Here is a 26190-nt window from a genome sequence, read left to right on the forward strand (position 1 = left end):
AGAAAAACTACCAACAACAAAAGCTCCCCTAAAGAATTAGAAAATAAATTTTGAGAAACCAAATGGTTGCATTTATATTTGCAACCGAATAGTTTCATAAATTAGCCTATCATGAGAAGAGATGTATTTCAAGCTATTGCAGATCCGACCAGAAGAGCCATCATTGCTTTGATTGCTTTTCAGGCAATGACGCCTAATGCCATTGCGGAACATTTTGAATCGAGCAGACAAGCGGTTTCCAAACACTTACGCATATTAACAGAATGCCAATTGGTAGAACAAGAGCAATCGGGACGAGAGATCTTCTATACCCTTAACGCAAAAAAAATGAAAGAGATAGATAAATGGTTGGAACAGTTTCGCCAGCTTTGGGAAAACAGGTTCAATCAATTAGATAAAGTCTTACACACCCTTAAAACACAAAAGAAATGAACACCAATCTTTTATTCGACTTTACAGTGAATAAAGAAACCAACACTATTCATGTAAAGCGAGAATTTGCCGCTAATCTTCATTTTGTATGGGATACCTGGACAAAACCGGAGCTACTTGATCTTTGGTGGGCGCCCAAACCGTATCGTACCGAAACTAAATCCATGGATTTCAGAGAAGGGGGTTATTGGCACTACAGAATGATCGGTCCGGAAAATGATTGTCATTGGTGCCGCGCAGATTTTGAACATATTGATACACACGTCGTATTCTCTGGCTTAGATGCATTCTGCGATGAAGCAGGAACTGTCAATACTGATTTCCCGCGCTCACATTGGACCAACCGTTTTAGTGAGAATGAAGATATCACCACGGTAAATATTGTGATCGCTTATCAATCACTGGCAGATCTTGAAAAAATTGTAGAACTCGGATTCAAAGAAGGATTTACAATGGCATTGCAGAATCTCGATCAATACATTGAAGCACAATTTAAACTACGTGCTGAAATAAAAAATTCAACTAAAGAGAGAGTATGCACCTACCTGAATTTCCCGGGTAATACAGAAGAAGCTTTTCTTTTTTATCGTTCTGTTTTTAAAACAGAATTTACAACAGGAGGCATCAAACGCTTTGGTGAACTTCCACCTTCGGCTGGTCAACCGGCGATAGCTGATGCTGTAAAAAATATGGTCCTCCATGTAGAATTACCGATCACCGCTAATCATATTTTGATGGGTACCGATGCGCCTAAAGAAATGGGCTTTACTGTTACACAAGGAAACAATATGCATATCAGCTTAGAGCCATCTTCAAGAACTGAAGCCAAAAGAATTTTTGATTCGCTGTCTGAAGGAGGTAATGTTTCAATGCCATTACAGGATATGTTCTGGGGCGCTTATTTTGGTAGCTTCACAGACAAATATGGTATCAACTGGATGATCAATTGTCTTGCAAAATAATTTCAGTGCTCCTCTGTGTCTTCAGTGACAAATAGTTTTTGTATCAGGAGGTTGCCACTGAAAGCACAGAAATACACTGAAGAACCCTTATAAAACACCCAACTATGCCAAACAAATCAACCAAACTCATCTACTGGATCACGACTGTATTATTTGCAGGATTTATGATCTTCTCTGCGATTCCCAATATCATGGTGAATGCAGAGTCTAAACAATTTCTATCAGGATACCTTGGTTATCCCGAATATTTTATTCGCTTTATTGGTATTGCGAAATTGTTAGGATCCATTGCCATACTGATGCCTTTCTTAAAAAAGATCAAAGAGTGGGCTTATGCAGGATTGTTCTTTGACCTCATCGGTGCAGTATACTCAATTATCAGCGTTGGGGGTGTAGATCCTGGCATGAGTATGATGGTACTCGTATTTGGTGTTGCGATTACTTCTTATATTTATAATGATAAGTATTTCGCCAAAAACTAACTACCTCCAGTGAAATAAGATACACCATGAGTAACTCAAAAATGATTCATTGCCTGAACTGCGGTTACTCATTTCAAGGAAACTATTGCTCTTCATGTGGACAAAAAGCTTCAGTGAAAAAACTCACTTGGAAAAGTTTAAGTGATGAATTTATTCACTTTTTTACGCATGCAGAGCATAGTTTCATTTATACATCCCGCTCCCTTTTTACGCAACCCGGACATATTGTAAAAGAATTTTTAGACGGCAAAAGAAAGAAAGTTCATAAGCCGATAACCTTTGTTTTAATTTGGTTCGCGATCTATAAAATCATTACCGCCGGTTACGACTCATTGTCTTTATGGCTTGATCTTGAAAAATTCACGCGTTCTGAGCCAGCATTAAGGGTGTTATGGCATGGAACGAAAAATAAAACCCTTATTCAATATGAAAACTTTATTACCATCCTCATCGTTGCACCCTTACTGGTGTTATTGGGGTGGATAGTTTTTAGAAATACTAAAACCTCTTTTATTGAAAGATGGGTAGCCCTTATATATGGCTCTGCCTATACTACCATCATTTCTACCCTATTAGCAACATTCGGTTTTATTTGTCGAATCTTTCAGCTGCCGCTTCGAACAGGTATAATGAATGATTTCTACTTATTGATCTATTTCATCTCAATAGCATGGTTCATCTATAGTTTTGAAAAGGTATTTCAGCCTGGTAGTTCAAAGATGAAGCGACTCGTTATCGCATTTCTCATGTCATTAGTCGCCAACTATTCTGCTGATATCATCTGGTATATTTTATACAGATCATTTCCTGAATAAAAAAATGGCTCCGGATTTAAGTCCGGAGCCATTTTTTTATTTGATTTTCGCATCGATCTCTGCCACTACTCTTTTTGTAAAGGCTTCCGACCAGATACTCCAATGATCTGCACCAGGTATTAATTCTGTAGTAACCGGCACTTTTACCATAGCGGCTTTTTGTGCGAAAGCAGCTACTGCTTCATTCAATAAAAAATTATCAGCAGCTCCTGCATACACATGGACTTTACCATTGATCTTGCCCGATAACTTAGATGCATTTCGTTGAATGAATTTACCTAGGTCATAAGGCTCCCAGCTTTTTACCACTGCAACATCTACTTTTCCCGTGGTATGATCATACACCTGTTTGGGTCTCCCGTTTTTATCAGGCACTCCAAACTCTGCTTCAAATGCTTGCAGCTGCTCTCCATCGCCTGTGAAATTTTCTACTGCAGCCATAACACGAGTGGTCATGGTTGGAACTCCTTGCATAAGAAAGATACCGCGTTCTTTTCCTTCTTGATTGGTATAGAGGTTTACATTCTTTTCGTATAAATTGATGCCGATAAAAGAAGTAAAGTCAACTGGATCCGGAGATACTGACCAACAACCGCCGAAGGCATCCGGATAATTCAATTGTAACCAAAGAGAGCCATAGCCCCCGGTACTTTGTCCCATTAAAAACCGCTGACCTGCATCTTTTACAATGCGGTATTTATTTTCCAAGTGTGGGATCAATTCTTCGACTAATGCCTTACCCCATGGACCATTCACTCTGGAATCTACAAAAGCATGTAATCCAAAAGGAGATTGTGTTTCAGGATTCAGGTATACAAAGATCTTATCCTTCCCCATATCCATTCCATAGCGTCTAACCGGCATGGAGCCTTGCATATCATAATGTGTGCCACCCCAACCAGGTATTACAAATACAACAGGATAAGATCGAGTGCTATCATTTTTATAAGAAGCAGGTAAGCGTACTGCAGCCTTTATGAAAATATCTTTTTTACGAAAGTCAGATAACAACTTACTTTTTACCACTACCTCCTTCACCTGATCGGTTTCACGAAGAACACGAGAAGCGATAAAAGAAGTGAATGCAATTGTTGCAGTACCTTTTCCTTGTTCATCAACATATAAAAGAACTTCCTTTCTTGCGTAGATATTTCCTGCATTGAAAGTTCCTCTCTCTTCAAAATCGGTATCCAAAATGCCGGCAATCTTATAGTAACCGGGTCTTAATGCAGTTAAGCCATTGGGAAAATAGCTGCTGCTAGCCTGATCGGTACTCACCGTGATTTCGTCTTTTACATCTTTTACCATCCATGCAAACATGGCTTGAGAAGGATCAGGATTATTCGGAATTCGTTTAGCCGTATCACTTTGGGTAAATATGTAGAGCTTACCCGTATAAGTTTTCTTTAAAGAAGGATCAGTCAGCACACGAATTTGAACCTGAGTCCAGGCCTGCGTGCCCAACAGTAATAAAATAAGCAGTGTAAGGATCTGTTTCATGCAAAGGATTTTGTGATAAAACGCAGTTCGAACTTAGATGTTACAAAAGGTTACCGCAATCACATGATTATGTGAGTCTGCCCTACAATTCATATGTTTAACTCAAATAAGCATACTATATGTGTTTTCGCATAATTTCATCTTTCGCAAAGCGTCGTTCATATTAAATGTAAAAATCGCATAGCCAGCATATACACCCTTACTTTTAAAAAAATGATTGTGTAATTTCTAGCTGCAGATGTGTAGTAAAAAATATCATTCATAGTCCTTAACTTGAAGCAGCTAATTCCTTATGACACTCATTGCTATTTTATTCCCTTTCCTTTCTTTCCTGTTAAGAGGTAAACTATTTACAAGTATCCTATGTCTGATTTTACCAATCACCATACTAGGTTGGATTCCCGCTGCCATTTGGGCTGTTATTTCGCTGCAAAATGCAAGAGCCGACAAGCGAACAGATAAAATAGTTCGTGCAATGAAAAAAAATAATCGTTGATCATCAATTTTTATTGAACGTCATTGGTCGATAAAAAACTATCTTAAAGTATTCTTTCAAGAAAATTGATACATATGACACGAGGAATTGTAAATATATTTTTACTACTCTTAATTACAGCGAGCACGGTTGTAGGACAAACTGATAAAAAATCTTCCCTCTTTCTTGAGCTTAAACAGCAAGACAGTTTATTCTTTGAACGCAGCTTCAACCAATGTGATATCGCTTATCTGGAAAGTCGTATGACACGCGATCTTAAATTTTATCATGACCAAAGTGGATTTCAGGACAGAACGAAATTTTTTGAGAATATCAAACAGTATATCTGCGCTCCAACGAATAAAAAGCCCATCCGGAAAGTAGAGGCGAATAGTTTAGAAGTTTTTCCACTATATAATAATGGAAAATTATATGGTGCGATTCAAATGGGTGTTCATCATTTTTATATCAGAGAACAGGGCAAAGATGATGTACATACCAGTACCGCGAAATTCACGCATGTATGGTTAATGGAGGATGGTATTTGGAAACTGAGTGAGGTGTTGAGTTATGATCATCGTGAGCCTACTGGTCATTAATTGAAAAAATTCAGTAAAAAAAAGGGAGATGATCACTCATCTCCCTCATTATATCAATTCATGAATTGTAATTAACCTAAAGCTACACGCTTGAATCCTGTAACAGTTACGTTACCGGCATTTTTCAGGTAAGCTTCAACGGTAATGCTACCATCTTTTACGAAAGCCTGAGCCAACAATGTATTCTCTTTGAAGAATGCATTCAATTTACCTTCAGCGATCTTAGCGATCATCTCTTCAGGTTTGCCCGCCATTTTAGGATCTGCTTTCATGGTATCCATTACGATCGCTCTTTCTCTTTCAATGGTTTCAGCAGGAATGCTATTTGCATCAACTGCTAATGGATTCATCGCAGCAATTTGCATCGCTACATCTTTACCAGCTTCAGCAGCTTCGCTGCTTAATCCTACCAGTACACCCATACGGTATGCACCATGGATATAAGATGCTACATAAGGAGCTTCTACTCTTTCAAACTTAGCGATACCGATCTTTTCACCGATAGCAGCCAGTTTATCATTGATCATATCAGCAACTTTAGAACCATTGATCACTACTTCACTCAGTTCTTCTGCGCTCTTTACATTATTTGCAACAGCAGCATCTGCAATAGATTGTGCAAATGCAACGAAGTCTGCGTTCTTAGATACGAAGTCAGTTTCACAACTGATACAAACCACAAAACCGGTTTTGTTATCAGCAGAAGTTTTTGCGATGATCACACCTTCTTTTGCTTCACGGTCGCTACGTTTAGCAGCTACTTTCTGTCCCTGCTTACGCAACCAGTCAATTGCTGCTTCGAAATCACCATTGGTTTCAGTCAAAGCTTTTCTGCAATCCATCATGCCAGCACCTGTGGCCTGGCGTAATTTGTTGATATCAGCGGCTGTAATTGTTACAGTACTCATGGTATGTTGAATTTTGAATGTTAATTGATATGAATCTGATGACGTGCAAAATAAATGACTGTCTCAGAATACTTATTTTATGAAATGATGAACAGGTATTGTCAAATACAATGCCTGATCTTCAAAAGACTGAAGTGTATATATAAATTGGGTCATTATGTCACTATCCGAACAGATAATGACGCAATGACCCAATCTGATTACTTCATTATCTGCTTCCACCGCCACCAGCAGGACGACGGCTTCCCGGAACACGACGCTTAGGAGCTCCGCTTCCTTCACCAGCACCAGCACCACCACGGCGGCCACCGCGTGCAGCTTCAGCTTGCGCTTCAGCTTCTAATCTGCGTGCTTTTGCTTCATTCTCGTTGTTGCTGTCTTCTGTTTCTTCTTCATCTTTTGAAGCCTGACGTTCAGCCAGACCTTCAGCAATAGCTGCAACGATATAGTTGGTGATGATAGCAATAGACTTAGTAGCATCATCATTCGCAGGAATAGCGAAATCTACTTTATTAGGATCGCAGTTGGTATCAACCATACCAAAAGTGGTAATACCTAAACGCTTAGCTTCAGCCAATGCAATGTGCTCATGTCCGATATCAACCAGGAATAAAGCTGCTGGAAGACGACCCAACTGTGCGATACCACCCAGTACTTTTTCCATTTTGTCTTTATCACGGCTCAAAGTCAGACGTTCTTTTTTGGTCAGGCTTTCAGCACTGCCATCAGCCAGCATTTTTTCGATGCTCTGCATTTTCTTTACGCTCTTACGAACGGTGTTGAAGTTGGTCAACATACCACCTAACCAACGTTCTGTAGCAAAAGGCATGTTCACACGCTTAGCGCATTCACTCACGATTTCTTTTGCTTGCTTTTTGGTGGCCACGAACATGATCTTCTTACCGCTTTTAGCGATCTGCTTCACAGCTGCTGCAGCTTCCTGCAGGTGATCAACAGTTTTATTCAGATCAATGATGTGAATACCTTTCTTCTCAGCAAAGATGTAAGGCAACATCTTGGGATTCCACTTCTTTTTCAGGTGACCAAAGTGTACGCCGGCCTCCAGAAGTTGTTGCTGTAATGAAGTGTTATTTTCCATCTTGTATGATTGTTGTAATTTTTTAAAATTATTTATCAGCTTCAGACTACAAGCCTCAAGCTGCAAGCGATATCTTGCTTGTAACTTGTAGCTTGAGACTTGTGGCTTCTCTTCTGTTAACGCTTACTGAACTGGTAGCTTCTACGTGCTTTCTTGTGACCGAATTTCTTACGTTCAACACCACGTGGATCACGCTTCAGTTGTCCGGCAGCCTTCAATGAAGGACGGAACTCAGCACTGATCTCTAGTAATGCACGAGCAATACCCAATTTAGCTGCTTCGGCCTGGCCTTTCAGACCACCACCTTGTGCATTGATCACTACATCATATTTACCAAATACTTCAGCAGTTTTCAAAGGAGCTTCTACCTGATTCTGCAGGTATACCAGCGGAAAATATTCTTTGTAATCTTTATCGTTTACAGTGATCTTACCATCACCCTTGCTGATGAAGACACGGGTAACAGCTTCTTTACGGCGACCAACTGCGTTTTTTTGTTTTTCCATTTATCAGGAATTTGTAATTAGCTAATTTGTTGTTGATTAGAACTTCAGTTCTTTTGGCTGTTGAGCAGTGTGCGGATGTGCACTACCTGCATACACAAACAATTTCTTGATCATTTTACGACCCAGACGATTCTTAGGGAGCATACCTTTTACAGCTCTCTCCATAATAACTTCCGGACGACGCTTGATCAAATCCTGTGCAGCTTCTTCTTTCTTACCACCTGGGTAACCAGAGAAGTTGATGTATTGTTTGTCTTCGAACTTGTTACCTGTGAAAACAACTTTTTCAGCATTGATAACAATTACGTAGTCACCACAATCAACGTGTGGTGTGTAATAAGCCTTGTTCTTACCACGAAGAACAGAAGCGATCTTTGAGGCAATACGTCCTACGGTTTGATTAGTACCGTCCACAACGTACCAGTTGTGCTGTACGGTAGCCGCATTCGCATGCTTCGTAGTGAAATGAAGTTTACTCATAATATTTCTTTTTAAGTGAACCCGGCGCTATCCCACCGGACTTATAATGTTCCCAGAAATTTGGGACGGCAAAGGTAGGTCTGTTATACATGATTTTCCAAAGAAAAAGAGATGTATTTTTAATCGAACCTTTGTAATTGATTGATTATCAATAAAAAATTTGAATGAAAATTTCTATTGAGTAAAAAATGAGCCACAGATGCATAGATTATGCCACCAAAATCTGTGCATCTGTGGCTTATTATAACACCACTTTACGGCATTTCTGGACCAATGACTTGTAGCTTGTGGCTTGCAGCCTGTAGCTTAATATCCTATTTTTTAAGCAGCCCCTGATACTCCATCCATGCTGCTAACTGATCTGCCCATGCATCGGAAGGCTGTTGTTGCTTTCGAATGCCGAAACCATGTCCACCTTTATTATATACATGCAACTCAGCCGATCGTTTGGCATTGTTCCATTTTGTATATAATGCTACACTATGTGTTTGTAGTCCAATTTGATCGTCGGATGCCACTGCGATAAACATAGGTGGCGCATCTGCCGCAACTGTTCCTTGCATTTCCGGAGGAAGGAAGGCATAAATAGGAGCCACAAAATCGGGTCTGTTGGCGGGAGTATAGCCAAAACCTGCTGAACCGGCTACGGTTCCACCCGCAGAAAAGCCCATGATCCCAATTTTATTGGGATCAACTCCTAGCTGTGCTGCATTTTTTCTTACATAAGTGATCGCCTGCTTTCCATCAGCAATGGCCATCGGAACGGATGCCATTTGTTTAGCTTGCAAATCCTTATCGCCAAATGAAGCATTGAAATCTTTGATCGGATCATCACCTGATGCTTTTGCCAATCGATATTTTAAAACAAAACAGGTTACTCCTTTTGAAGCCAACCATCTTGCCACACCCAACCCTTCATTTTCGATCGATAATGCAAAAAATCCTCCTCCAGGACAAATCACTACCGATGTTCCATTCGCTTTTCCTGCTTCCGGTTTAATCACTGTAAGTGTGGGCTCTGACACATTATATACAACAGGCGTATTCCATGCTGTCTTTTCGATATACGCTTCAGACCAGGTCCAGCTTTCTGAGCCGGGTGCTTTGCCTTCATAAAGCTTGATCACTTCTTGCGCTTCTACGACATGAATCATGCATGCCAGTAAAGCCATTGCTAAAAAGTTTTTTATACGCATAACATTTTTTTATCAAGATACTTTAATAATACTATGCATCAAAAAATACGGTCGGGTAGAAACCCGACCGCCCATTTCAAAAACCAAATCGTCAATTATTCATCTATCCTGTCTGCTGGTTTTCTACCTTCTTTAATTCCACCCTCCACCGAGGGCTTTATACATATTTACTTTAGCGCTCAATTGCTCTTTTCTGATCTCGATCAATTCCATCTTTGAAGCCAATGCCTCTTTCTGTGTCAATAAAACTTCGAGATAATCAGCTCTTGCCGAATTGAAAAGACTATTAGAGATATTGACAGACTGCAATAAGATCTCTACTTCTTTTGCTTTTGTTTCATGGCTCTTCTCATAGTTTTTTGCTTTTGCCAATTGATTCAGGACTTCCGTATAAGCATTGATTATTTGCTGTTCATATTTGTAAACAGCCTGTATTTGTTGTGCATTGGCATTGTAATAGGTGGCGGTGATAGCATTCTTATTTATTAACGGTGCTACCATATCACCCGCCAGATTGTAAACAATGGATGCAGGTTGTATCACATACAATGGATTAAAAGCCTGAAACCCAAGTCCAGCCTCCATTCTGAATGATGGATAAAAATTCGCCCTTGCCACCTGTACATTGATCTTAGCAGCTTCCAATTCCAGTTCTGCTTGCCGAACATCTGGTCTGTTCACCAGCAACTGTGAAGGAATACCTGTTTGCATTTCCTTAAACTCCATCTGATTGAAACGAGCTGCGTTTCTTTTGATCACAGGTGCATAAGAACCGGTAAGAAAGCGGATCCTGTTTTCATTTTCGGTGATCTGTTGTGCAATAGCAAAACGTAGGTTCTCAGTATTGAGTAATTGTGCTTCAAATCGATTCACCGCAAGCTGCGTAACTTTTGCTGCCTCTTTTTGTTGTTTGATCACTTTTAGCACATTGCTTTGTAGCGCGATGTTCTGTTGAATGATCTCTAACTGATTATCCAGTGCTATCAATTCATAATAAGCATCTGCGATCTCGGCGATGATATTCGTCACCATAAAATTTCTTCCCTCTACAGCTGAAAGAAATTGCATGACTGCTGATTTTTGTGCGTTGCGTAATTTCTTCCATACATCCAGCTCCCATGAAAAGAAAGCACCGACCCTGAAATCACCGATATACTTAGGACCTTTATCAGGATTAGCTTTCAGGTCTTCTTCTGAAAATCCATCCCAAGTGTACTTGCCCGCTCTGTCGGCTGCTACACCTGCACCTAGATTTACAAAGGGTTTGTATTCCCCTTTTCGCTGCATCACTTCATTCTTGCTGATCTCAATTTCCTGAAGCATGATATTCAGTTCCTGATTATTCCGCAATGCGGTATCGATCAGTGAAATGAGATCGGGATCATCAAAATAATTTCTCCATGGTATTGTAACCATATTAGCAGTATCACTTGTATTTCCGTAGGTAGACGGAACAGTGGTATTCTCTTGCTTGCTGGTGATAGCAGGCACTTTACAAGCGAACAATATGATCATCCAACCGATGAGTGATATATAACTATACGTTCGTTTCATCTTCTTTTTTATTTCTGATTCGTGAAATAATTCGTTTGATCTTCATGGTCAGTGATTTTCCATCATTGCTTTCTACGAAATCTTCACTGAGTGGATTTTTATCTTCATCCCTGATCAAATACCTTCCTTCCTGCAGTTTTCCGAAAATGAAATACAGTCCGGGTACTACGATCACACCAAACACAGTTCCGAAGACCATACCTCCCAATGCTGATGCACCGATCGTATGGTTACCTACTGCTCCGGGCCCAGTAGCGATCACAAGTGGTATCAATCCTGCGATGAATGCAAATGATGTCATGAGGATAGGTCTGAATCTTGCTTTTGCACCTTCAATCGCTGCAGCCAATACTGTAGCGCCTTTATTGTGTTTCTGTACTGCGAATTCAACGATCAATACTGCATTCTTACCCAATAATCCGACCAACATGATCAATCCAACCTGTGCATACACATCGTTTGCAAGTCCCATTAATTTCAATAAAAGGAAGGACCCAAAGATGCCGGGTGGTAAGGAGAGAATAACCGCCATCGGTAGTAAGAAACTTTCATACTGTGCAGCAAGGATCAAGTACACAAAAAATACAACGATGATAAAAAGATACAGCGCTTCATTTCCTCTGCGGGCTTCATCGTAAGAGAGACCTTCCCAGGCAATATCATACCCTCGAGGCAATGTTTGTGCCGCCACTTCTTTGATCGCATTGATCGCATCTCCGGAAGAATATCCTTTTGCAGGAATACCATTGATCAATGATGAGATATAAAGATTGTAACGTGCAATCTCATTAGGCCCCTGTGTTTTCGTGATCTTCATGAATGACGAATAAGGAACCATTTCACCATGATCATTCTTCACAAACATGTTCAGCAGATCAGAAGGCTGTTTCCGGAATTCAGGTCCGGCCTGCGTATACACTTTATAATAATTGTTGAAACGGATGAAGCCTTGCTCATAAGTACTACCGATCATGATATTCAGGTTCTCCATGGCATTCCCCAACGAAACACCTTTTTGCATGGCCAACTCATTATCAACCGTGATCTCATACTGCGGATATTTGGCAGAATAAAATGAGAATAAACCTGTCAACTCTTTCCGCTTTCGCAATGCTGCTAAAAACTCTGTGTTGACTCTGTCGAATTCCTGATAGTCTACACTACTTCCTTTATCGAGTAATCGCAATGAAAAACCATCCGATGTACCATAACCGGGAACAGCCGGCGGCTCGAAGTATTCAATATTCGCAGGAAGATCTTTTGATTTTTCTTCAAGTTCTTCGATCACTTCTTTAACAGATTGTTTTCTGTCTGCCCAGTCTTTTAAATTGATCAAACAAGTACCGGCATTGGATCCGCGTCCTTCCGTAAGAATTTCATACCCTGCCAAAGAAGTCACAGATGAAACGCTTTCCATCTTTTTAGCGATGAGTTGAAGTTTTCTGGAGATCTCATTCGTTCTCTCCAATGTAGTACCCGGTGGAGTTTGAATGATAGCATAGATTTGTCCCTGATCTTCACTTGGAATAAATCCGGCAGGAAGTACTTTATTGACATTCATGATCCCAAAAGCAAATACGATCAATAGTCCATAAGTGATCAATCTTCGATCAACGATCTTTGTAAGGAATCCTGTATACCGACCAGTAACCCGCTCAAAGGTTTTATTGAACCAGTCAATGAACAGATTGATCGGTGTTTTTCTTTTTGGTTTACCGTGTGTATTCTTTAATAACATCGCACACAATACCGGGGTAAGTGTCAATGCCACAAAGCCGGAGATAACGATCGCACTTGCCATGGTGAGTGAGAACTGACGGTACAATACACCTACAGGACCTGTCATAAAAGCCACCGGAACGAATACCGATGTCATTACAAGTGTAATGGCGATGATGGCTCCGCTGATCTCTCGGATCACTTTTTTAACAGCAGCAAAAGGTGAAAGGTATTCTTCTTCCATTTTCACGTGAACAGCTTCAACCACCACAATGGCATCATCGACGACGACACCGATAGCGAGTACCAAAGCAAACAGTGTGATCAGATTAATACTCAATCCAAAGAACTTCATCAATGCAAATGCGCCGATCAATGATACAGGAACTGCAAGTATCGGAATGAATGTAGAGCGCCAATCGCCCAGAAAAACAAATACAACAATGGCAACCAGTACAAATGCCTCGATCAACGTATGTAATACCTTTTCAATTGATGCATCCACAAATTTTGATACATCATAGTTGATCTCATAATTGATTCCCGGCGGAAAGTCTTTTTTCAACTCTTCCAGCTTTGCTTTTACATCTTTAATAACCGTGCTGGCATTACTTCCCGGGTTTTGTTTGAGTACCAATGAAGCGGAAGGGTGTCCGTCTTTATTGGAATAGATATCGACAAATTCACTTCCGACTTCAACCTGTGCAATGTCTTTTAGTTTCAGGATCTCACCGTTGGCGTTGGCTTTGATAATGATATCCTGGTATTGTTCGGGAGTATTGTACCATCCTTTATAGGTGAATACATATTCTTGTGATTGCGCTTTTTTACCGGAGCTCAATCCTACTCGTCCGGGACGAGCCAATACACTTTGTTCATCGATCGACTTTAATACTTCTTCTGCGGAAATATTATAAGCACGCATACGTTCCGGATCAAGCCAAACACGGATGGCAAAAGAGCGGCTACCGATGGCTTGTGCAAAGCCCATTCCTTTGATACGCTGAAGTTCAGGAAGTATGAATGTATTGGCATAGTTGAATAGAAATTTTTCATCGATGCTTTTATCCTCACTATACAGATTGAGGTACATCAACATACTGGGTTGTAATGGAGAGATGATAACACCCTCTCTTTGTACCAATGGTGGCAAATTCGTCATCACCTGATCCACCCTTGATTTCACCCTTACAGCAGCAAGCGTAGGATCGGTACCTGGTTCAAAGATCACTTCGATACTTGCTTCACTAGCACTGGTGGCATCAGACAATATATATTGCATGCCTTGCACCCCATTGATCGCTCGTTCGAGAATGGTCAAGGTTGATTTCACCAATACATCCGCATTCGATCCGGGGAATTCAATAAATATATTCACACGCGGTGGTGCTATTTCAGGAAACTGTGCAACCGGTGATGTATTGATCGCCAACAGACCCATGAACACGATCACAATAGATAATGCAATAGCAAGAACCGGTCTTTTAATAAACTTGTTAAACATCATTCAATATTTTGGGGTTCTCCGCTATTCTGCGTGTAAATTGTTTAAGTCAAAGAGCTCTTTCTCGAAAGGAATAAAAGAGAATTTGATACGCTCATTATTTTTCACTTTGCCTAATCCTTCTGCGAGTATCTTATCATTAGGACCAAGTCCGGAAGCCACCACATACACATGCGGCATTTCTTGTGCAATAGTGATCTGTCTGGCTCTAAGGATATTATTACCATCAACTACATACACAAACTTTTTATCTAAGACATCGAAGGTTGACTTTTGCGGAATGATGATCGCGTTTTTAAGCGGCACCGGCATCAAGATATTACCTGTTTCACCGTGACGCAGTATGCGTTGTGGATTGGAGAAAGTTGCCCGGAATGCGATATTCCCTGTTTCGTTATTGAAATCTGCTTCAATGGTTTCAACAATGCCTTTCTGATCAAAGAGTTGGTGATTGGCCATCTGCAGTTTTACTTCTGCCGGTTTATTTGATTTTTTTTGGGTGATATAATCCAAATATTCAGATTCCGGAACATTGAAGTAAACCCACATTTTACTATTATCTGCCAAGGTTGATAATAACTCACCCTCATCTACCAAACTACCTAAACGAACCTGAAAGCGATCCATTATACCATCAAAGGGAGCACGTATTTCAGTAAAAGCTAAATGTGCTTTGGCCAATGATAATTCGGCTTGTGCTTTATCTAGTTTTGCTTTGGCTAAAGCCAATTCATTTTTAGAAACAATATTGCTGTCTGCCAGCTTCTTCGTGTTTTGGTATTCGATCTTTGCGAAATTGACTTCCGCTTCTGATTTTTCTGTTTCTGCCTGATAGATCAAGGGCATGATACGAAACATCAGCTGCCCTTTTTTAACGAACTGCCCTTCGTTAACATAGATATTCTGTAGATATCCTTTTTCAAGTGCCCTTAGTTCTATATGTTGGTGGGATTGTATCTGACAAACATATTCACGGTAAATGACCGTATCTTTTTGAATAGGACTGGTAACTACAAAAGCAACTTCTTCCTGCTTTTGTTCATGGTGTTCTTTACAACTCGTAATTAAAAATATACCGATAAGAAAGAAAAAAAGTGAACGCATCTTCATGATTCTCTGATTGATAATAAAATGAAAGCAAACCATAGTGCAATTGAACTATGGACACACAATAGCTGTAGCATCTTTAGGAAATACAACTACTCAAACGAGAATCAAATAAGATAACTTTTCCAGGAGTGATGGAGTACGAAAAGAGGGATGGCTAATCTTTGTAAGATTGCCTGATTGTAATGAAAAGAGCGAACCGATTGTACAGATTGTATTTCTGTGATCGACAATACATGGATGATAAACGCAGTAATGGCTGCTTTTTTATCAGCATCAATGATGTTCTCAATTTCTGAAACCGCTTCCGGATCTTCAGGTATGGGTAGCGGATCATGAGGAGAAGTAGGAGTATGCTGGTGTGCACCCGCTTCTACATTGGCTGTAACATTGCTTTTGTATGGATAAGACCCAGTTTTACTTGCACTGAGTTTCAGCGGGCTGGTAAAAAAGACCAGTAACCATAATACCAAAAGAAAGCAACCTGCAATGTTCTTGCCGGTCTTGATCAACTTTGTAAGAGGTGCTTTTTGCTTTTGGGTATACATCTTGCTTGAGCAAAAATACTTATTAATGTGTTTAGAAAGATCAATCCATTGTTTTTCACATTTCATTCGCAAGAGGTGATTGTCATACAAGAATCATAAAGCTTATCGCACATGGAGTTATGCATCATCAGCGAGCTATGATCTTACGATCGTTTGTTCGTATCAGGCTACATTTACTCCGAACAAATAACCTACGAATGCAGACAAGCCCATCGCGATGGTTCCCCAAAAAGTCACTCGTACTATTGCCTTGAGCACACCGGAACCACCTGTTTTTGCTGCCAATGCACCCAAGATAATGAGAAAAAGAATGGCAGACCCGTACAATGTATAACGCAGTGATTCTAGTGGTAAAAACAAAGTGGCCAATAAGGGAAGTACCCCCCCTGCTGTAAAAGCCGCGCCTGATGCTAGTGCAGCCTGAATGGGATTGGCCTGACTGATCTCATTCAAACCCAACTCATCTCTTAAATGTGCACCTAGTGCATCATGCTCGGTCAATTCTTTTGCTACCAACATCGCTGTTTCTTTTTTTAATCCACGATGCTCATAAATCTCCGCCAGTCTTTGCAACTCTAATTCAGGCATTTCTTCCAGTTCTTGCTTTTCACGTTCTATATCTGCTTTCTCTACATCTGTCTGCGAACTCACAGAAACATATTCTCCTGCTGCCATCGACAAAGCACCGGCTACCAGTCCGGCAACCGTTGCTAATACAATCGGATCTCTTGTGATACTGGCTGACGCCACACCTATCGCAATACTGGCTGTAGATAATATTCCATCATTGGCTCCCAATACGGCCGCTCGTAGCCAATTACTTCTATTGATATAATGAGGTGCGAGATAATCATGCATATGTGCTGACATAAGATCCGGTTTTATATAGATTCACTTTCAAGTTACTAAACTATTACGACAGAAAGTGAGTCTTGCTTGAATAGAACAACTTACTTATGTAATAACTTCGCCGACATCAATGGCTTATCAGAAATTCAATGCAACCCAGGTTTTTACCGGCGAACAAATGCTGGACACAAATGCCGTACTCATCACTGATGATCTGGGTAATATCGAAAGCATTGTTGGAAAAGAAGATGCAGGCGAAGATGTACAAGTATTAGAGGGCACTCTTTGTCCGGGTTTCATCAATGCACACTGTCATCTGGAATTGAGTCATTTGAAAGGATGTATTCCGGAAAGAACAGGTCTGGTAGATTTTATTTTGCAGGTTGTGCAACAAAGACATTTTCCGGATGAAGAAATTTTGGCTGCGATCAGTAAGGCTGAAGATGAGATGTTACAAGCCGGAATCGTAGCGGTGGGAGATATTTGCAACAATACACTCACGATCCCGCAAAAAAAACTTCAACGACTAGATTACCATCATTTTATCGAGATCAGTGGATGGAACCCTTCCATTGCTCAAATCAGAATGGAAAAATCGTTGGGTTATTTTAAAGCATTTGATCAATTGTTTCCTAAGCATACCAGCATTTCTCCACATGCTCCGTATTCTGTTTCCGATGCTTTATGGCAGGAAATGCAACCATATTTTACCGATCAGATCATCACGATACATAATCAGGAATCAACGGCTGAAAATGAGTTGTTCATATCAGGTGAGGGTGATTTTCAAAGATTGTATCGACAAATGCAAATTGATAATCCTTCATTCGTTGCTACAGGAAAGAATAGCTTGCCTTCTGTGTTTCATTATCTTGAAGCAGCCAAGCATGTATTATTAGTACATAATAGTTTTACTGAGCAATCAGATATCGATCTCATTCGATCTTCACCAACATCCGTTTCTTTTTGTTTATGCCCCAACGCTAATAAATACATTGAGCAAACATTGCCACCTATTGATTTATTGGTCAAGAATGATGTTTCCTTGGTTATCGGAACAGATAGCCTCGCCAGCAATCATCAATTGAGTGTATTGGAGGAATTAAAAACATTACACAATCATTTTCCGCAATTAACTACTTCTCTTTTATTACAAGCCGCTACCTACAATGGAGCTATCGCTCTAGGAATGGAAAAACAATTGGGCAGTTTTGAGAAAGGAAAAAAGCCGGGTGTATTGCTACTGCAGCATATCACTGATAAGATCGGACCCGATGCTTTTGTGCAACGAATATTGTAAGATCACTAACTCAATATTTCCTGAAGAATCGCAAGTGTTCTCAGCTCCCCAAAATCAGCAATATGCAATGCCATATAATTTTGATAAGACTCCAATAAAGTTCTTCTGGTTGAACGATTCAATTTTAGATGTTCCAGTTCATTGTAAAAAGAAAGATCGATGAGTTGTGATGTTAATTCAGCCATTTGTTCATCAAGAAAGTAGGGATGCGGAGGTATCGTGTTTGTAAAGACACCTTCTTGCAGATCCAATACCGGGGTATCCTTACTGTATCTCCCTTGCGGACGAAAACCCAGTTCCGATGCAAGGTGTAGCACAAAATAAAGAGGCAGATTCGCTGTTAAGGTTTCATTGCCTTTATCCAGTTGTTTCAGGCTGTCTTCAATAAGATAAAATAATTCAGGGTTGGCTTCCGGTTGTTTCAGACTGTGTTGCACCATTTCAATCATATACATTGAAACAGCATGTTTGACCACATCTGACAGAACATGATCATACAAATAACTCCATCGATACTCTTTAACGAATTGTAATTGTTTGAGCTCATTATGATATACTTCCATATCCAACAAAGCTGAAGGTTGAAAGTATCCTGCTTTACCTGCAGACGTTTTGGTCGACTGTCGAACTCCTTTCACCAAATAGCTTTGTATGCCGAACAACTCCGTATACACGGTTGTGATGACACTCGTATCGCCATACTTAACTGTTCTTAGTACAATGCCTTTTGTGGAGTGAACCATGATGCGTTTAGACCATAGTCAATAGTCCCTAGACCATGGTCAATAGTATTTTGATTTTAAAATGGATATAGTTACCATTCCATGGACCATGTACCATGGACCAACTTTAAATCGCTCCCGTAAACTGTTTCAAAAACCGCACATCATTCTGTGAGTAAAGGCGTAGATCGTTTACCTGATATTTTAGCTGGGTGATTCTTTCGATACCCATACCAAATGCAAAACCTGTGTATTTATTGGAATCAATACCAAAGTTCTCCAACACTTTCGGATGTACCATACCACTACCCAATATCTCTACCCAACCGGTGTGTTTACAAATGTTACAACCATCACCACCACAAATCTGACAACTGATATCCATTTCAGCACTAGGTTCTGTGAAAGGAAAATAACTAGGACGGAAACGCACTTTCACATGTTGACCGAATAATTCTTGTACAAAGAAATACAGTGTTTGTTTCAGATCGGCGAAGCTTACGTTTTCATCGATATACAAACCTTCTACCTGATGGAAGAAGCAGTGTGCTCTGGCACTGATGGTTTCATTTCTATATACACGACCGGGACAAATCACTCGAATTGGTGGCTTTTGTGTTTCCATTACACGGGCCTGAACACTGCTGGTATGTGTACGCAATAACCAATCCGGGTTTTGACTGATATAAAAAGTATCCTGCATATCGCGAGCAGGATGATCTTCCGGAAGATTCATCGCTCCGAAATTATGCCAGTCGTCTTCAATCTCCGGACCCTCAGCCACTGCAAAACCCAATCGACCAAAAATGGATACGATCTGATTGCGTACAATATTCAGCGGATGTCTTGTACCTACTGAGAAAATTTCACCCGGTAAGCTAATATCTCTTTGCAGATCTCCACCTGCAGACTGATCTCCTGTCTGGTCTTTTAAAGAAGCATATCTGGCTTCTGCAAACTCTTTGAACTCATTGAGGATTTGTCCGAATGCTTTTTTCTGGTCTACGGGCACATTTTTCATCTCACCCATAACGGTCTTTACCAATCCCTTGGTACCCAGGTATTTGATACGAAAGGCTTCTACCTGATCGGGGGTGGTAGCTTCGAAAGCCTGCATTTCCAGCTTATACTGCTCAATCTTTTGCACGATCTGTTCCATATTGCGAAGATAAATAGCGGAGAGGAGTGACAAAAAAATGATTTGTTAGCGGTCATAACGTTAAAATACCTCCTGAAAAGCCCTAATTACTTACATTTGTTGTCTTACTTATTATCGTTACATGGAATATAATACTTCGAGAAGTTATCTGGGAATGCGTGAATATGGTCGTCATGTACACAAAATGGTGGACTATTTACTGACCATTGAAGACCGTGAAAAAAGACAGCAACAGACACAGGCTGTGATTGAATTGATGGGTTTTTTGAATCCACATTTAAAGAATGTAGAAGATTTCAGACATAAATTATGGGATCACCTGTTTTTTATCAGTGATTTTAAATTGGATGTAGATAGTCCATATCCGATACCTACTAAAGAAACGTACAAGTTAAAACCCGATCCACTTCCTTACCCTAAGCGTCATCCTAAGTATGCGCACTTGGGTAAAAACCTTGAAGTTGTGATTGATAAGGCATTAAAAGAGGAAGATCCGGAGAAGAAAGCCGGTTTTGCGCATGCGATTGCTTACTATATGAAACTTGCGTATAGTAACTGGCATAAGGAGTTGGTGCATGATGATGCGATCCGCAGTGAGCTCAACAGTATCACAGGCGGTGAACTTGAGTTCAGCAATACCCCATACATCAAACATCGCAATCAGAATTTTGAGCGCGATGAGTATGGTAGCGGTGGACGTGGTGGTCGCTGGCAACAAAACTTTGGTGGACGCAACCGTAATAATGGTGGCGGTGGTGGACGCAATAATGGCGGTGGCGGAAGAAACAATAACAACCGCAACAATGGTGGCGGCGGAAGAAACAATAACAACCGTAATGGTGGCGGTGGTCAATTCAAGAAAAGATATTGATCCATATACTTTGTTTAGAAAGTCCACTTCGGTGGACTTTTTTTATGTACTGTATGCAGACAATAAAAAAAATCACCACTTCGTTTTATTACATTCGTATCAATAAGCAATCAAACTATTCTTATGAGTTCCTTCGAAGTACGCGGTGGTAACAGATTGAAAGGGGAGATCATTCCTCAAGGCGCTAAAAATGAAGCATTACAGATCCTCTCTGCCGTTTTATTAACGGATGGAGAAATGATCATCTCCAATATTCCTGATATCCTTGATGTGAATCTGTTGATAGAATTACTTACAGATATGGGCGTTAAAACCCATCGCGTCAACGATGATACCTATAGTTTTCGCGCCGATGATATCAATATTGATTATTTGTCTTCCGAAGATTTCAGAAAAAAAGGAGGAAGATTAAGAGGTAGTGTGATGTTGGCCGGACCTATGTTGGCCCGCTTTAAAAAAGCATACATCCCAAAACCAGGTGGTGATAAGATCGGCAGAAGAAGATTGGATACCCATATTATTGGCTTTGAAAAACTAGGTGCCAAGTTTGAGTTTGATGAAGACAATAGTTGTTTCAAACTGACTTCACCTTCATTGAAAGGCACGTACATGTTACTGGATGAACCTTCTGTAACCGGAACAGCCAATATCGTAATGGCAGCAGTATTAGCAGAAGGAACTACGCAAATTTATAATGCCGCTTGTGAGCCATACCTGCAACAGCTTTGTGCTATGCTCAATCACATGGGTGCAAAGATCAGCGGTATTGGCAGTAATTTATTGATCATTGAAGGAGTGAGTAAACTGAATGGCACTTCTCACCGAATGTTGCCGGATATGATCGAGATCGGAAGTTTTATTGGACTGGCAGCGATGACACAAAGTGAACTTACCATCAAAAATGCGGGTGTGAATCACCTGGGTATCATTCCTGAGAAATTCAGACAACTTGGTATCGCATTAGATATTCAGGGAGATGATATTCATGTACCACAACAAGATGTTTACGAAATACAAACTTATCTTGATGGTGGCATCCTTACTGTTTCAGATCATCCATGGCCGGGTTTCACACCGGATCTATTAAGCATTGTATTGGTAGTAGCTACACAAGCAAGAGGTAGCGTACTCGTTCATCAAAAAATGTTTGAAAGCAGATTATTCTTTGTAGATAAACTCATTGATATGGGAGCACAGATCATTCTTTGTGACCCGCATCGTGCAACGGTGATCGGATTGGGAAGAAAGAATAATTTGAGAGGTATTACGATGAGTAGTCCCGACATCCGTGCCGGACAGGCATTGCTGATCGCTGCATTGAGTGCTGAAGGGAAGAGTACGATTCAAAATATTGAACAGATCGACAGAGGCTATCAGAAAATTGATGAGAGATTGAGAAGTATTGGTGCTGATATCAAAAGAGTACCTTAAAATATTTATCGCGAAGGCAGTTTTACGATAGATATCCAATATTCTTCAATACTGCGTATCACTTCCATGAATTTATTCAGGTCTACAGGTTTTATGACATAACTGTTTGCATGATTTGCATAAGACTCCTGTACATCTGTTTCTGCAGAAGAGGTCGTTAACATGATCACCGGTATGCTCTTAAGCAAAGGATCTGTTTTCATCATGTGCAATACTTCTTTGCCATCTACTTTAGGAAGATTGATATCGAGTAAAATAATATCCGGTGTTTGTACATCCACAAATGCACCTTGTTTTTTTAAGTAGGACATCGCTTCTTCGCCATCTCTTACTACACGAATATGATTTCGGATCTTGGCTTCTTTAAAAGCTTCTATTGTGAGTCGGATATCTCCCTCGTTGTCTTCAACGAGTAGAATTTCCAGATCTTGAAATGCTGACATAAAATAATTTTAGGGGTCTATGGTTTAGGCAGACTGAAATAAAAAGTACTTCCTTTCGCTTCTTCAGAAGTCACCCATATTTCTCCGTGATGCCTTTCTACGATCTTTTTACAGATAGCCAACCCAATTCCTGTACCAGAGTAATTATCAATCGGATGTAATCTTTGGAATACAACGAAGATCTTTTCAAAATATTTAGAATTGATCCCGATCCCATTGTCTTTCACAAAGAACACAAAACGATTCGCTTCTTCAATACATCCGATTTCAACGACCGGGGGTTTGTCGCTTTTGTATTTTAATGCATTCCCTATCAGGTTTTGCATCAATTGTTGTAATTGTGATGTATTTCCAAGAATAACAGGTAATGTATCTACCCTTAAAGTTATTTGTTCTTTTTCAAATCTGGATTCAAATATTTGTATCACGCTCTTCACCAAATTGTTCATATCAATTGGCTGAAAAGGTTCATTTACAGTGCCTACCCTGGAATAAGAAAGCAGATCCAGTATCAGTCGTTTCATTCTTTCTGCACCACCCACGGCAAAATTGACGTACTCTCTGGCCCTTTCATCCAAATTCGCTCCATACTGTCTGTCCAACAACTGCAAAAAGCTACTTACCATTCTCAAAGGCTCCTGAAGATCATGTGAAGCCACATATGCAAATCTTTCCAGCTCTTTGTTCGAGGTCATTAGTTCTGCAGCGCGTTTTTCCAATACCTGATTCAACTCCTGTAATTGTTGTTCTGATTGTTTTAATGCCGAAATATCCTGGGTAGAACCAATCATACGAACCGCTACTCCTTCTTTATTTCTGATGACATATCCTCGATCATATACAAATGCATAAGAACCATCTTTTCTTTCGAAGCGATATTCATCTTCCCAAAATTGATCCTTGGTTTCTTCCAATAATCTTCTTCTCTTCTCAATCACTCTCTCGAGGTCGACGGGATGTACATGTTTGCGCCAGAACTCATTATCCTGAGATGCTTCTAATGTATTGTATCCAAATAGTTTTTGTAAGCCATCACCTGAACGAACCACTGCATGTGTACGCAGATCCCAATCCCATATTGCATCACTGGTAGCTTTAGCCACCAGCTCATATCGCTCATTGGTTCTTCTGATCAATGTCTCTGATTTCTTTCGCTCAGAAATATCTCTGATAAATGCGCAAAAGAATTCCTCACTTTCCTGCTTGATCGGTAGTACGGTAAGTTCTATGGGGAACATATTACCCTCACGGTTGATCGCATTCAACTCCAGTAAAACATTCAATGCAGGTCCTTTGCCGGTTACCTTATACTGCTCCATACCATGGTCATGCATTTGTCGGTAAGGCTCAGGAATAATGATAGACGATAGTCTTCTTCCTATGACTTCTGCTTCTTTCCATCCAAAAACAACTTCTGCCTGTGGATTCCAGAAAGTGATCATTCCTTCAGTATCGATACAAACGATCGCATCAAGCGCCGCATTCATGATCAGCCTTCTTTTTTGTTCACTATCACGAATCAAGGCTTCTGTCTTCTTCCTTTCTGTCACATCTCTTTCAATGGCTACCCAATGTGTATACCATCCCGATTCATTGGCTACAGGCGCAACAGTAAAATTGTTCCAAAAAGGTTCTCCATTCTTTTTATAATTCAACACTTCTATATCACATGGCTCCCATCTTTGCAAAGCTTGTTTCAAACGAGCCAATTCTCCTTTATCTGTATCAGGGCCTTGTAGTATCCTGGGCGTTTTCCCGATCACTTCTTCGGCAGTATAACCGGTCATTCTTGTAAACGCAGCGTTTACATATAAAATTCTTGGTCCTTCCTCTTCAATGGGCTCAGCTTCGGTGATAAGTATGGCATCATTTGTATTTGTGATCACCATATCCATGAGTCTCAATCTCTCTTCCTCTTCTTTCTTTTTTGTGATATCAGTTCGAATAGCCACGTACTGATAAGGCTTACCCTGCTCATTTAAAAAAGGAACAATGGTAGTATCAACCCAATAATAATTGCCGGATTTGGTTTTATTTCTTAACTCTCCGCGCCAAACCTTTCCATTAGCGATCGTTACCCACAACTCTCTTAAAAATTCTTTGCTATGATACCCTGAGTTGATCAGACGATGGTCTTGACCGATCAGTTCCTGTCTGGAGTAACCGGATATGGTACAAAAATTATCATTTGCAAACTGAATGATCCCTTTTTGATCTGTGATAGCAACGATACTGGATTGATCCAAGGCAAACTTGTAATCTGATACCTCTTTAAAAGCTTGGGTAAGTGCTCTTTCATTCTGCAATCGCTCAGTGATATCATTGATCAATACCAGTACACAGGGTTTGTTATTGAAATCTATATGATGTGCTGTGATCTCTACATCGATCAGGGTTCTGTCTTTTTTATAATGGCGCCAGATTCCTTTGTGTGTTAAAATATCACCCTTTCGAGTTTTGGGTGATCGATCCAACTTTTCAAGATCTTCAACAGGTCTTATATCCCTGATGGTCATATGCAGGAACTCCTCTCTACTATAACCATAATGACGAACTGCCGTATCATTCACTTCAAGGAACTTAAATGAATGTTCCTCATAAATCCACATAGGCATGGGATTGTCATAAAACAACTGACGATACCGCTCTTGTGCTTTTTTGGAATCGGTAATGTCTGTAAAGAAAATAGTGATGCCTCCATCTGGTGATGGATAGATCCGATTTTCAAACCATCGATTCCAGGGTGCATAATGCTCCTGCATAACGATGGGTACTCTTTCTTTCATCACCTTCTGGTAATTCCAATAAAAAGGCTGACCCACGCCGTCAGGAAACAAGGTCCATATATGCTTGCCTACCAGGTCTTCAGGCCGAAGTCCATTCAACAATGCAGCACCACGTTCATTGATATATGTGTAATTCCAGTTGACATCCAATGCTACAAAACCATCTGAAATACTGGTCAACAGATTGGTGATCAATGATTGGGTTTTTTGCAGATTTTCCTGAATACTTCTCTGTGCAAAAACACGATCTGTGATGTCTTCTACTGAATTGATGATTTGAATGACATCTCCCTCTTCATTTAATACCGGCGTATTGATCACTCGCCAATATCTTTCTAAAAAATTATCTGTGCCATCATTTAAAGGGATATCATAACGCAACTCTTCTACCCGATTTGTTTGCTTGATACGAATCACTTCTGCAAAAAGATCCAGTAGTAATTCTTTGCTGGCTTTGGTATCAAGGCCGGGTGTGTCCGGAAAAACGGCAAATACCGGTTTGCCGATAATATGCGCTTCTTGCGTAAAGGTTGACTGTAAATAAGATTTGTTCGCTGATAAGATCGTATAATTGGGCGTATCGGGTTGTAATAGAAGGTACATCCCCGGCAGGTTATCAAAAACAGATTGAAATTCTTTTATCGTCATTACAATCGTTACTATGAAAATTTGAAAAGAAACCTGCGGATTAAAAGAAACGATCATCAATATAAAACATTTTCGTCATTCAACGAAATTGTTCA

General features: G+C 40.2%; 24 protein-coding genes. 9 read left to right on the top strand and 15 right to left on the bottom strand.

Translation table 11 applies throughout. The annotated features are described in order from the left end of the window. The first annotated feature begins 111 nt into the window (after positions 1-111). The 4 genes from ABXG83_RS09040 (at position 112) to ABXG83_RS09055 (ending at position 2691) form a co-directional block, all read left to right on the top strand. Positions 112-432: a metalloregulator ArsR/SmtB family transcription factor gene (locus ABXG83_RS09040; protein ID WP_353548530.1), complete on the top strand. Its 321-nt coding sequence runs from the start codon at positions 112-114 to the stop codon at positions 430-432. Beyond that, entirely contained in the window at positions 429-1394 is a 966-nt protein-coding gene (locus ABXG83_RS09045) for an SRPBCC domain-containing protein (RefSeq protein ID WP_353548531.1), read from the top strand. The genes ABXG83_RS09040 and ABXG83_RS09045 overlap by 4 nt, the downstream gene beginning before the upstream one ends. 104 nt (positions 1395-1498) lie before the next feature. After that, complete coding sequence (locus ABXG83_RS09050; RefSeq protein WP_353548532.1) at positions 1499-1876, top strand: DoxX family protein; 378 nt, start codon at positions 1499-1501, stop codon at positions 1874-1876. A 113-nt stretch (positions 1877-1989) separates the two neighbouring features. After that, positions 1990-2691 carry a DUF3667 domain-containing protein gene (locus ABXG83_RS09055; protein ID WP_353548533.1) on the top strand — a complete coding sequence of 234 codons (702 nt, stop codon included), beginning with the start codon at positions 1990-1992 and terminating at the stop codon, positions 2689-2691. A gap of 36 nt (positions 2692-2727) precedes the next feature. Here the strand turns inward: ABXG83_RS09055 and ABXG83_RS09060 are convergent, their stop codons facing one another. After that, positions 2728-4191 carry an alpha/beta hydrolase-fold protein gene (locus ABXG83_RS09060; protein WP_353548534.1) on the bottom strand — a complete coding sequence of 488 codons (1464 nt, stop codon included), beginning with the start codon at positions 4189-4191 and terminating at the stop codon, positions 2728-2730. Between the two features lie 292 nt (positions 4192-4483). On the opposite strand from ABXG83_RS09060, the gene ABXG83_RS09065 reads away from it, so the two are divergent. Then, a complete protein-coding gene (locus ABXG83_RS09065) occupies positions 4484-4687 on the top strand; it encodes a YqaE/Pmp3 family membrane protein (protein ID WP_353548535.1) in 204 nt (67 codons plus the stop codon). 74 nt (positions 4688-4761) lie between these two features. Continuing rightward, a complete protein-coding gene (locus tag ABXG83_RS09070) occupies positions 4762-5265 on the top strand; it encodes a nuclear transport factor 2 family protein (RefSeq protein WP_353548536.1) in 504 nt (167 codons plus the stop codon). Positions 5266-5336: 71 nt separating this feature from the next. On the opposite strand, the gene tsf is transcribed toward ABXG83_RS09070, so the two are convergent. The 10 genes from tsf to ABXG83_RS09120 form a co-directional block, all read right to left on the bottom strand. Continuing rightward, on the bottom strand, positions 5337-6173 hold the full coding sequence (gene tsf / locus ABXG83_RS09075) for a translation elongation factor Ts (protein ID WP_353548537.1): 837 nt from the start codon (positions 6171-6173) through the stop codon (positions 5337-5339). A 208-nt stretch (positions 6174-6381) separates the two neighbouring features. Next, complete coding sequence (gene rpsB / locus ABXG83_RS09080; RefSeq protein WP_178888698.1) at positions 6382-7272, bottom strand: 30S ribosomal protein S2; 891 nt, start codon at positions 7270-7272, stop codon at positions 6382-6384. A 116-nt stretch (positions 7273-7388) separates the two neighbouring features. Beyond that, the gene (gene rpsI, locus ABXG83_RS09085) at positions 7389-7778 is read right to left on the bottom strand and encodes a 30S ribosomal protein S9 (RefSeq protein ID WP_353548538.1); all 390 of its coding nucleotides are present in this window, start codon (positions 7776-7778) and stop codon (positions 7389-7391) included. A 36-nt stretch (positions 7779-7814) separates the two neighbouring features. Further along, positions 7815-8258 (bottom strand): 50S ribosomal protein L13, encoded by a 444-nt coding sequence (gene rplM, locus ABXG83_RS09090; RefSeq protein ID WP_178888700.1) that lies wholly within the window; start codon positions 8256-8258, stop codon positions 7815-7817. Positions 8259-8572: 314 nt separating this feature from the next. After that, complete coding sequence (locus tag ABXG83_RS09095) at positions 8573-9454, bottom strand: alpha/beta hydrolase (RefSeq protein WP_353548539.1); 882 nt, start codon at positions 9452-9454, stop codon at positions 8573-8575. A 132-nt stretch (positions 9455-9586) separates the two neighbouring features. Then, positions 9587-11008: a TolC family protein gene (locus ABXG83_RS09100; protein ID WP_353548540.1), complete on the bottom strand. Its 1422-nt coding sequence runs from the start codon at positions 11006-11008 to the stop codon at positions 9587-9589. Beyond that, the gene (locus ABXG83_RS09105) at positions 10992-14231 is read right to left on the bottom strand and encodes an efflux RND transporter permease subunit (RefSeq protein WP_353548541.1); all 3240 of its coding nucleotides are present in this window, start codon (positions 14229-14231) and stop codon (positions 10992-10994) included. Before ABXG83_RS09105 ends, ABXG83_RS09100 begins: the two co-directional genes overlap by 17 nt. Before the next feature lie 24 nt (positions 14232-14255). Beyond that, on the bottom strand, positions 14256-15341 hold the full coding sequence (locus tag ABXG83_RS09110; protein WP_353548542.1) for an efflux RND transporter periplasmic adaptor subunit: 1086 nt from the start codon (positions 15339-15341) through the stop codon (positions 14256-14258). Between the two features lie 104 nt (positions 15342-15445). Further along, a complete protein-coding gene (locus ABXG83_RS09115; RefSeq protein ID WP_353548543.1) occupies positions 15446-15886 on the bottom strand; it encodes a hypothetical protein in 441 nt (146 codons plus the stop codon). Positions 15887-16048: 162 nt separating this feature from the next. Further along, complete coding sequence (locus ABXG83_RS09120) at positions 16049-16756, bottom strand: VIT family protein (RefSeq protein WP_353548544.1); 708 nt, start codon at positions 16754-16756, stop codon at positions 16049-16051. Between the two features lie 109 nt (positions 16757-16865). On the opposite strand from ABXG83_RS09120, the gene ABXG83_RS09125 reads away from it, so the two are divergent. Then, positions 16866-18035 carry an amidohydrolase family protein gene (locus tag ABXG83_RS09125; protein ID WP_353548545.1) on the top strand — a complete coding sequence of 390 codons (1170 nt, stop codon included), beginning with the start codon at positions 16866-16868 and terminating at the stop codon, positions 18033-18035. A gap of 5 nt (positions 18036-18040) precedes the next feature. Here the strand turns inward: ABXG83_RS09125 and recO are convergent, their stop codons facing one another. Then, positions 18041-18778 carry a DNA repair protein RecO gene (recO, locus tag ABXG83_RS09130; RefSeq protein WP_353548546.1) on the bottom strand — a complete coding sequence of 246 codons (738 nt, stop codon included), beginning with the start codon at positions 18776-18778 and terminating at the stop codon, positions 18041-18043. A gap of 106 nt (positions 18779-18884) precedes the next feature. Continuing rightward, on the bottom strand, positions 18885-19916 hold the full coding sequence (pheS, locus tag ABXG83_RS09135; protein ID WP_353548547.1) for a phenylalanine--tRNA ligase subunit alpha: 1032 nt from the start codon (positions 19914-19916) through the stop codon (positions 18885-18887). Positions 19917-20037: 121 nt separating this feature from the next. Here pheS and ABXG83_RS09140 point away from each other — a divergent pair, with 121 nt between their 5' ends. After that, positions 20038-20787: a DUF4290 domain-containing protein gene (locus ABXG83_RS09140; RefSeq protein WP_353548548.1), complete on the top strand. Its 750-nt coding sequence runs from the start codon at positions 20038-20040 to the stop codon at positions 20785-20787. Positions 20788-20910: 123 nt separating this feature from the next. After that, complete coding sequence (gene murA / locus ABXG83_RS09145; protein WP_353548549.1) at positions 20911-22218, top strand: UDP-N-acetylglucosamine 1-carboxyvinyltransferase; 1308 nt, start codon at positions 20911-20913, stop codon at positions 22216-22218. Between the two features lie 5 nt (positions 22219-22223). Here the strand turns inward: murA and ABXG83_RS09150 are convergent, their stop codons facing one another. Further along, positions 22224-22661 carry a response regulator gene (locus ABXG83_RS09150; protein ID WP_353548550.1) on the bottom strand — a complete coding sequence of 146 codons (438 nt, stop codon included), beginning with the start codon at positions 22659-22661 and terminating at the stop codon, positions 22224-22226. Between the two features lie 17 nt (positions 22662-22678). After that, positions 22679-26152, bottom strand: a complete 3474-nt coding sequence (locus tag ABXG83_RS09155; protein ID WP_353548551.1) for a PAS domain S-box protein — start codon at positions 26150-26152, stop codon at positions 22679-22681. Positions 26153-26190 lie beyond the last annotated feature (38 nt).

Origin of the sequence: Sediminibacterium sp. KACHI17 (genome assembly GCF_040362915.1) — a bacterium.
Classification (GTDB): domain Bacteria; phylum Bacteroidota; class Bacteroidia; order Chitinophagales; family Chitinophagaceae; genus Sediminibacterium.

Excerpts from the sequence above, each read along its gene's own strand:
- ABXG83_RS09150 (WP_353548550.1), bottom strand. The coding sequence starts at position 22,661 with ATGTCAGCATTTCAAGATCTGGAAATTCTACTCGTTGAAGACAACGAG.
- rplM (WP_178888700.1), bottom strand. The coding sequence starts at position 8,258 with ATGAGTAAACTTCATTTCACTACGAAGCATGCGAATGCGGCTACCGTA.
- ABXG83_RS09115 (WP_353548543.1), bottom strand. The coding sequence starts at position 15,886 with ATGTATACCCAAAAGCAAAAAGCACCTCTTACAAAGTTGATCAAGACC.
- ABXG83_RS09070 (WP_353548536.1), top strand. The coding sequence starts at position 4,762 with ATGACACGAGGAATTGTAAATATATTTTTACTACTCTTAATTACAGCG.
- ABXG83_RS09125 (WP_353548545.1), top strand. The coding sequence starts at position 16,866 with ATGGCTTATCAGAAATTCAATGCAACCCAGGTTTTTACCGGCGAACAA.
- ABXG83_RS09100 (WP_353548540.1), bottom strand. The coding sequence starts at position 11,008 with ATGAAACGAACGTATAGTTATATATCACTCATCGGTTGGATGATCATA.
- ABXG83_RS09045 (WP_353548531.1), top strand. The coding sequence starts at position 429 with ATGAACACCAATCTTTTATTCGACTTTACAGTGAATAAAGAAACCAAC.
- ABXG83_RS09060 (WP_353548534.1), bottom strand. The coding sequence starts at position 4,191 with ATGAAACAGATCCTTACACTGCTTATTTTATTACTGTTGGGCACGCAG.
- ABXG83_RS09050 (WP_353548532.1), top strand. The coding sequence starts at position 1,499 with ATGCCAAACAAATCAACCAAACTCATCTACTGGATCACGACTGTATTA.
- rpsI (WP_353548538.1), bottom strand. The coding sequence starts at position 7,778 with ATGGAAAAACAAAAAAACGCAGTTGGTCGCCGTAAAGAAGCTGTTACC.
- tsf (WP_353548537.1), bottom strand. The coding sequence starts at position 6,173 with ATGAGTACTGTAACAATTACAGCCGCTGATATCAACAAATTACGCCAG.
- recO (WP_353548546.1), bottom strand. The coding sequence starts at position 18,778 with ATGGTTCACTCCACAAAAGGCATTGTACTAAGAACAGTTAAGTATGGC.
- murA (WP_353548549.1), top strand. The coding sequence starts at position 20,911 with ATGAGTTCCTTCGAAGTACGCGGTGGTAACAGATTGAAAGGGGAGATC.
- ABXG83_RS09095 (WP_353548539.1), bottom strand. The coding sequence starts at position 9,454 with ATGCGTATAAAAAACTTTTTAGCAATGGCTTTACTGGCATGCATGATT.
- ABXG83_RS09065 (WP_353548535.1), top strand. The coding sequence starts at position 4,484 with ATGACACTCATTGCTATTTTATTCCCTTTCCTTTCTTTCCTGTTAAGA.
- ABXG83_RS09110 (WP_353548542.1), bottom strand. The coding sequence starts at position 15,341 with ATGAAGATGCGTTCACTTTTTTTCTTTCTTATCGGTATATTTTTAATT.
- ABXG83_RS09155 (WP_353548551.1), bottom strand. The coding sequence starts at position 26,152 with ATGATCGTTTCTTTTAATCCGCAGGTTTCTTTTCAAATTTTCATAGTA.
- ABXG83_RS09120 (WP_353548544.1), bottom strand. The coding sequence starts at position 16,756 with ATGTCAGCACATATGCATGATTATCTCGCACCTCATTATATCAATAGA.
- ABXG83_RS09105 (WP_353548541.1), bottom strand. The coding sequence starts at position 14,231 with ATGTTTAACAAGTTTATTAAAAGACCGGTTCTTGCTATTGCATTATCT.
- ABXG83_RS09140 (WP_353548548.1), top strand. The coding sequence starts at position 20,038 with ATGGAATATAATACTTCGAGAAGTTATCTGGGAATGCGTGAATATGGT.
- pheS (WP_353548547.1), bottom strand. The coding sequence starts at position 19,916 with ATGGAACAGATCGTGCAAAAGATTGAGCAGTATAAGCTGGAAATGCAG.
- rpsB (WP_178888698.1), bottom strand. The coding sequence starts at position 7,272 with ATGGAAAATAACACTTCATTACAGCAACAACTTCTGGAGGCCGGCGTA.
- ABXG83_RS09040 (WP_353548530.1), top strand. The coding sequence starts at position 112 with ATGAGAAGAGATGTATTTCAAGCTATTGCAGATCCGACCAGAAGAGCC.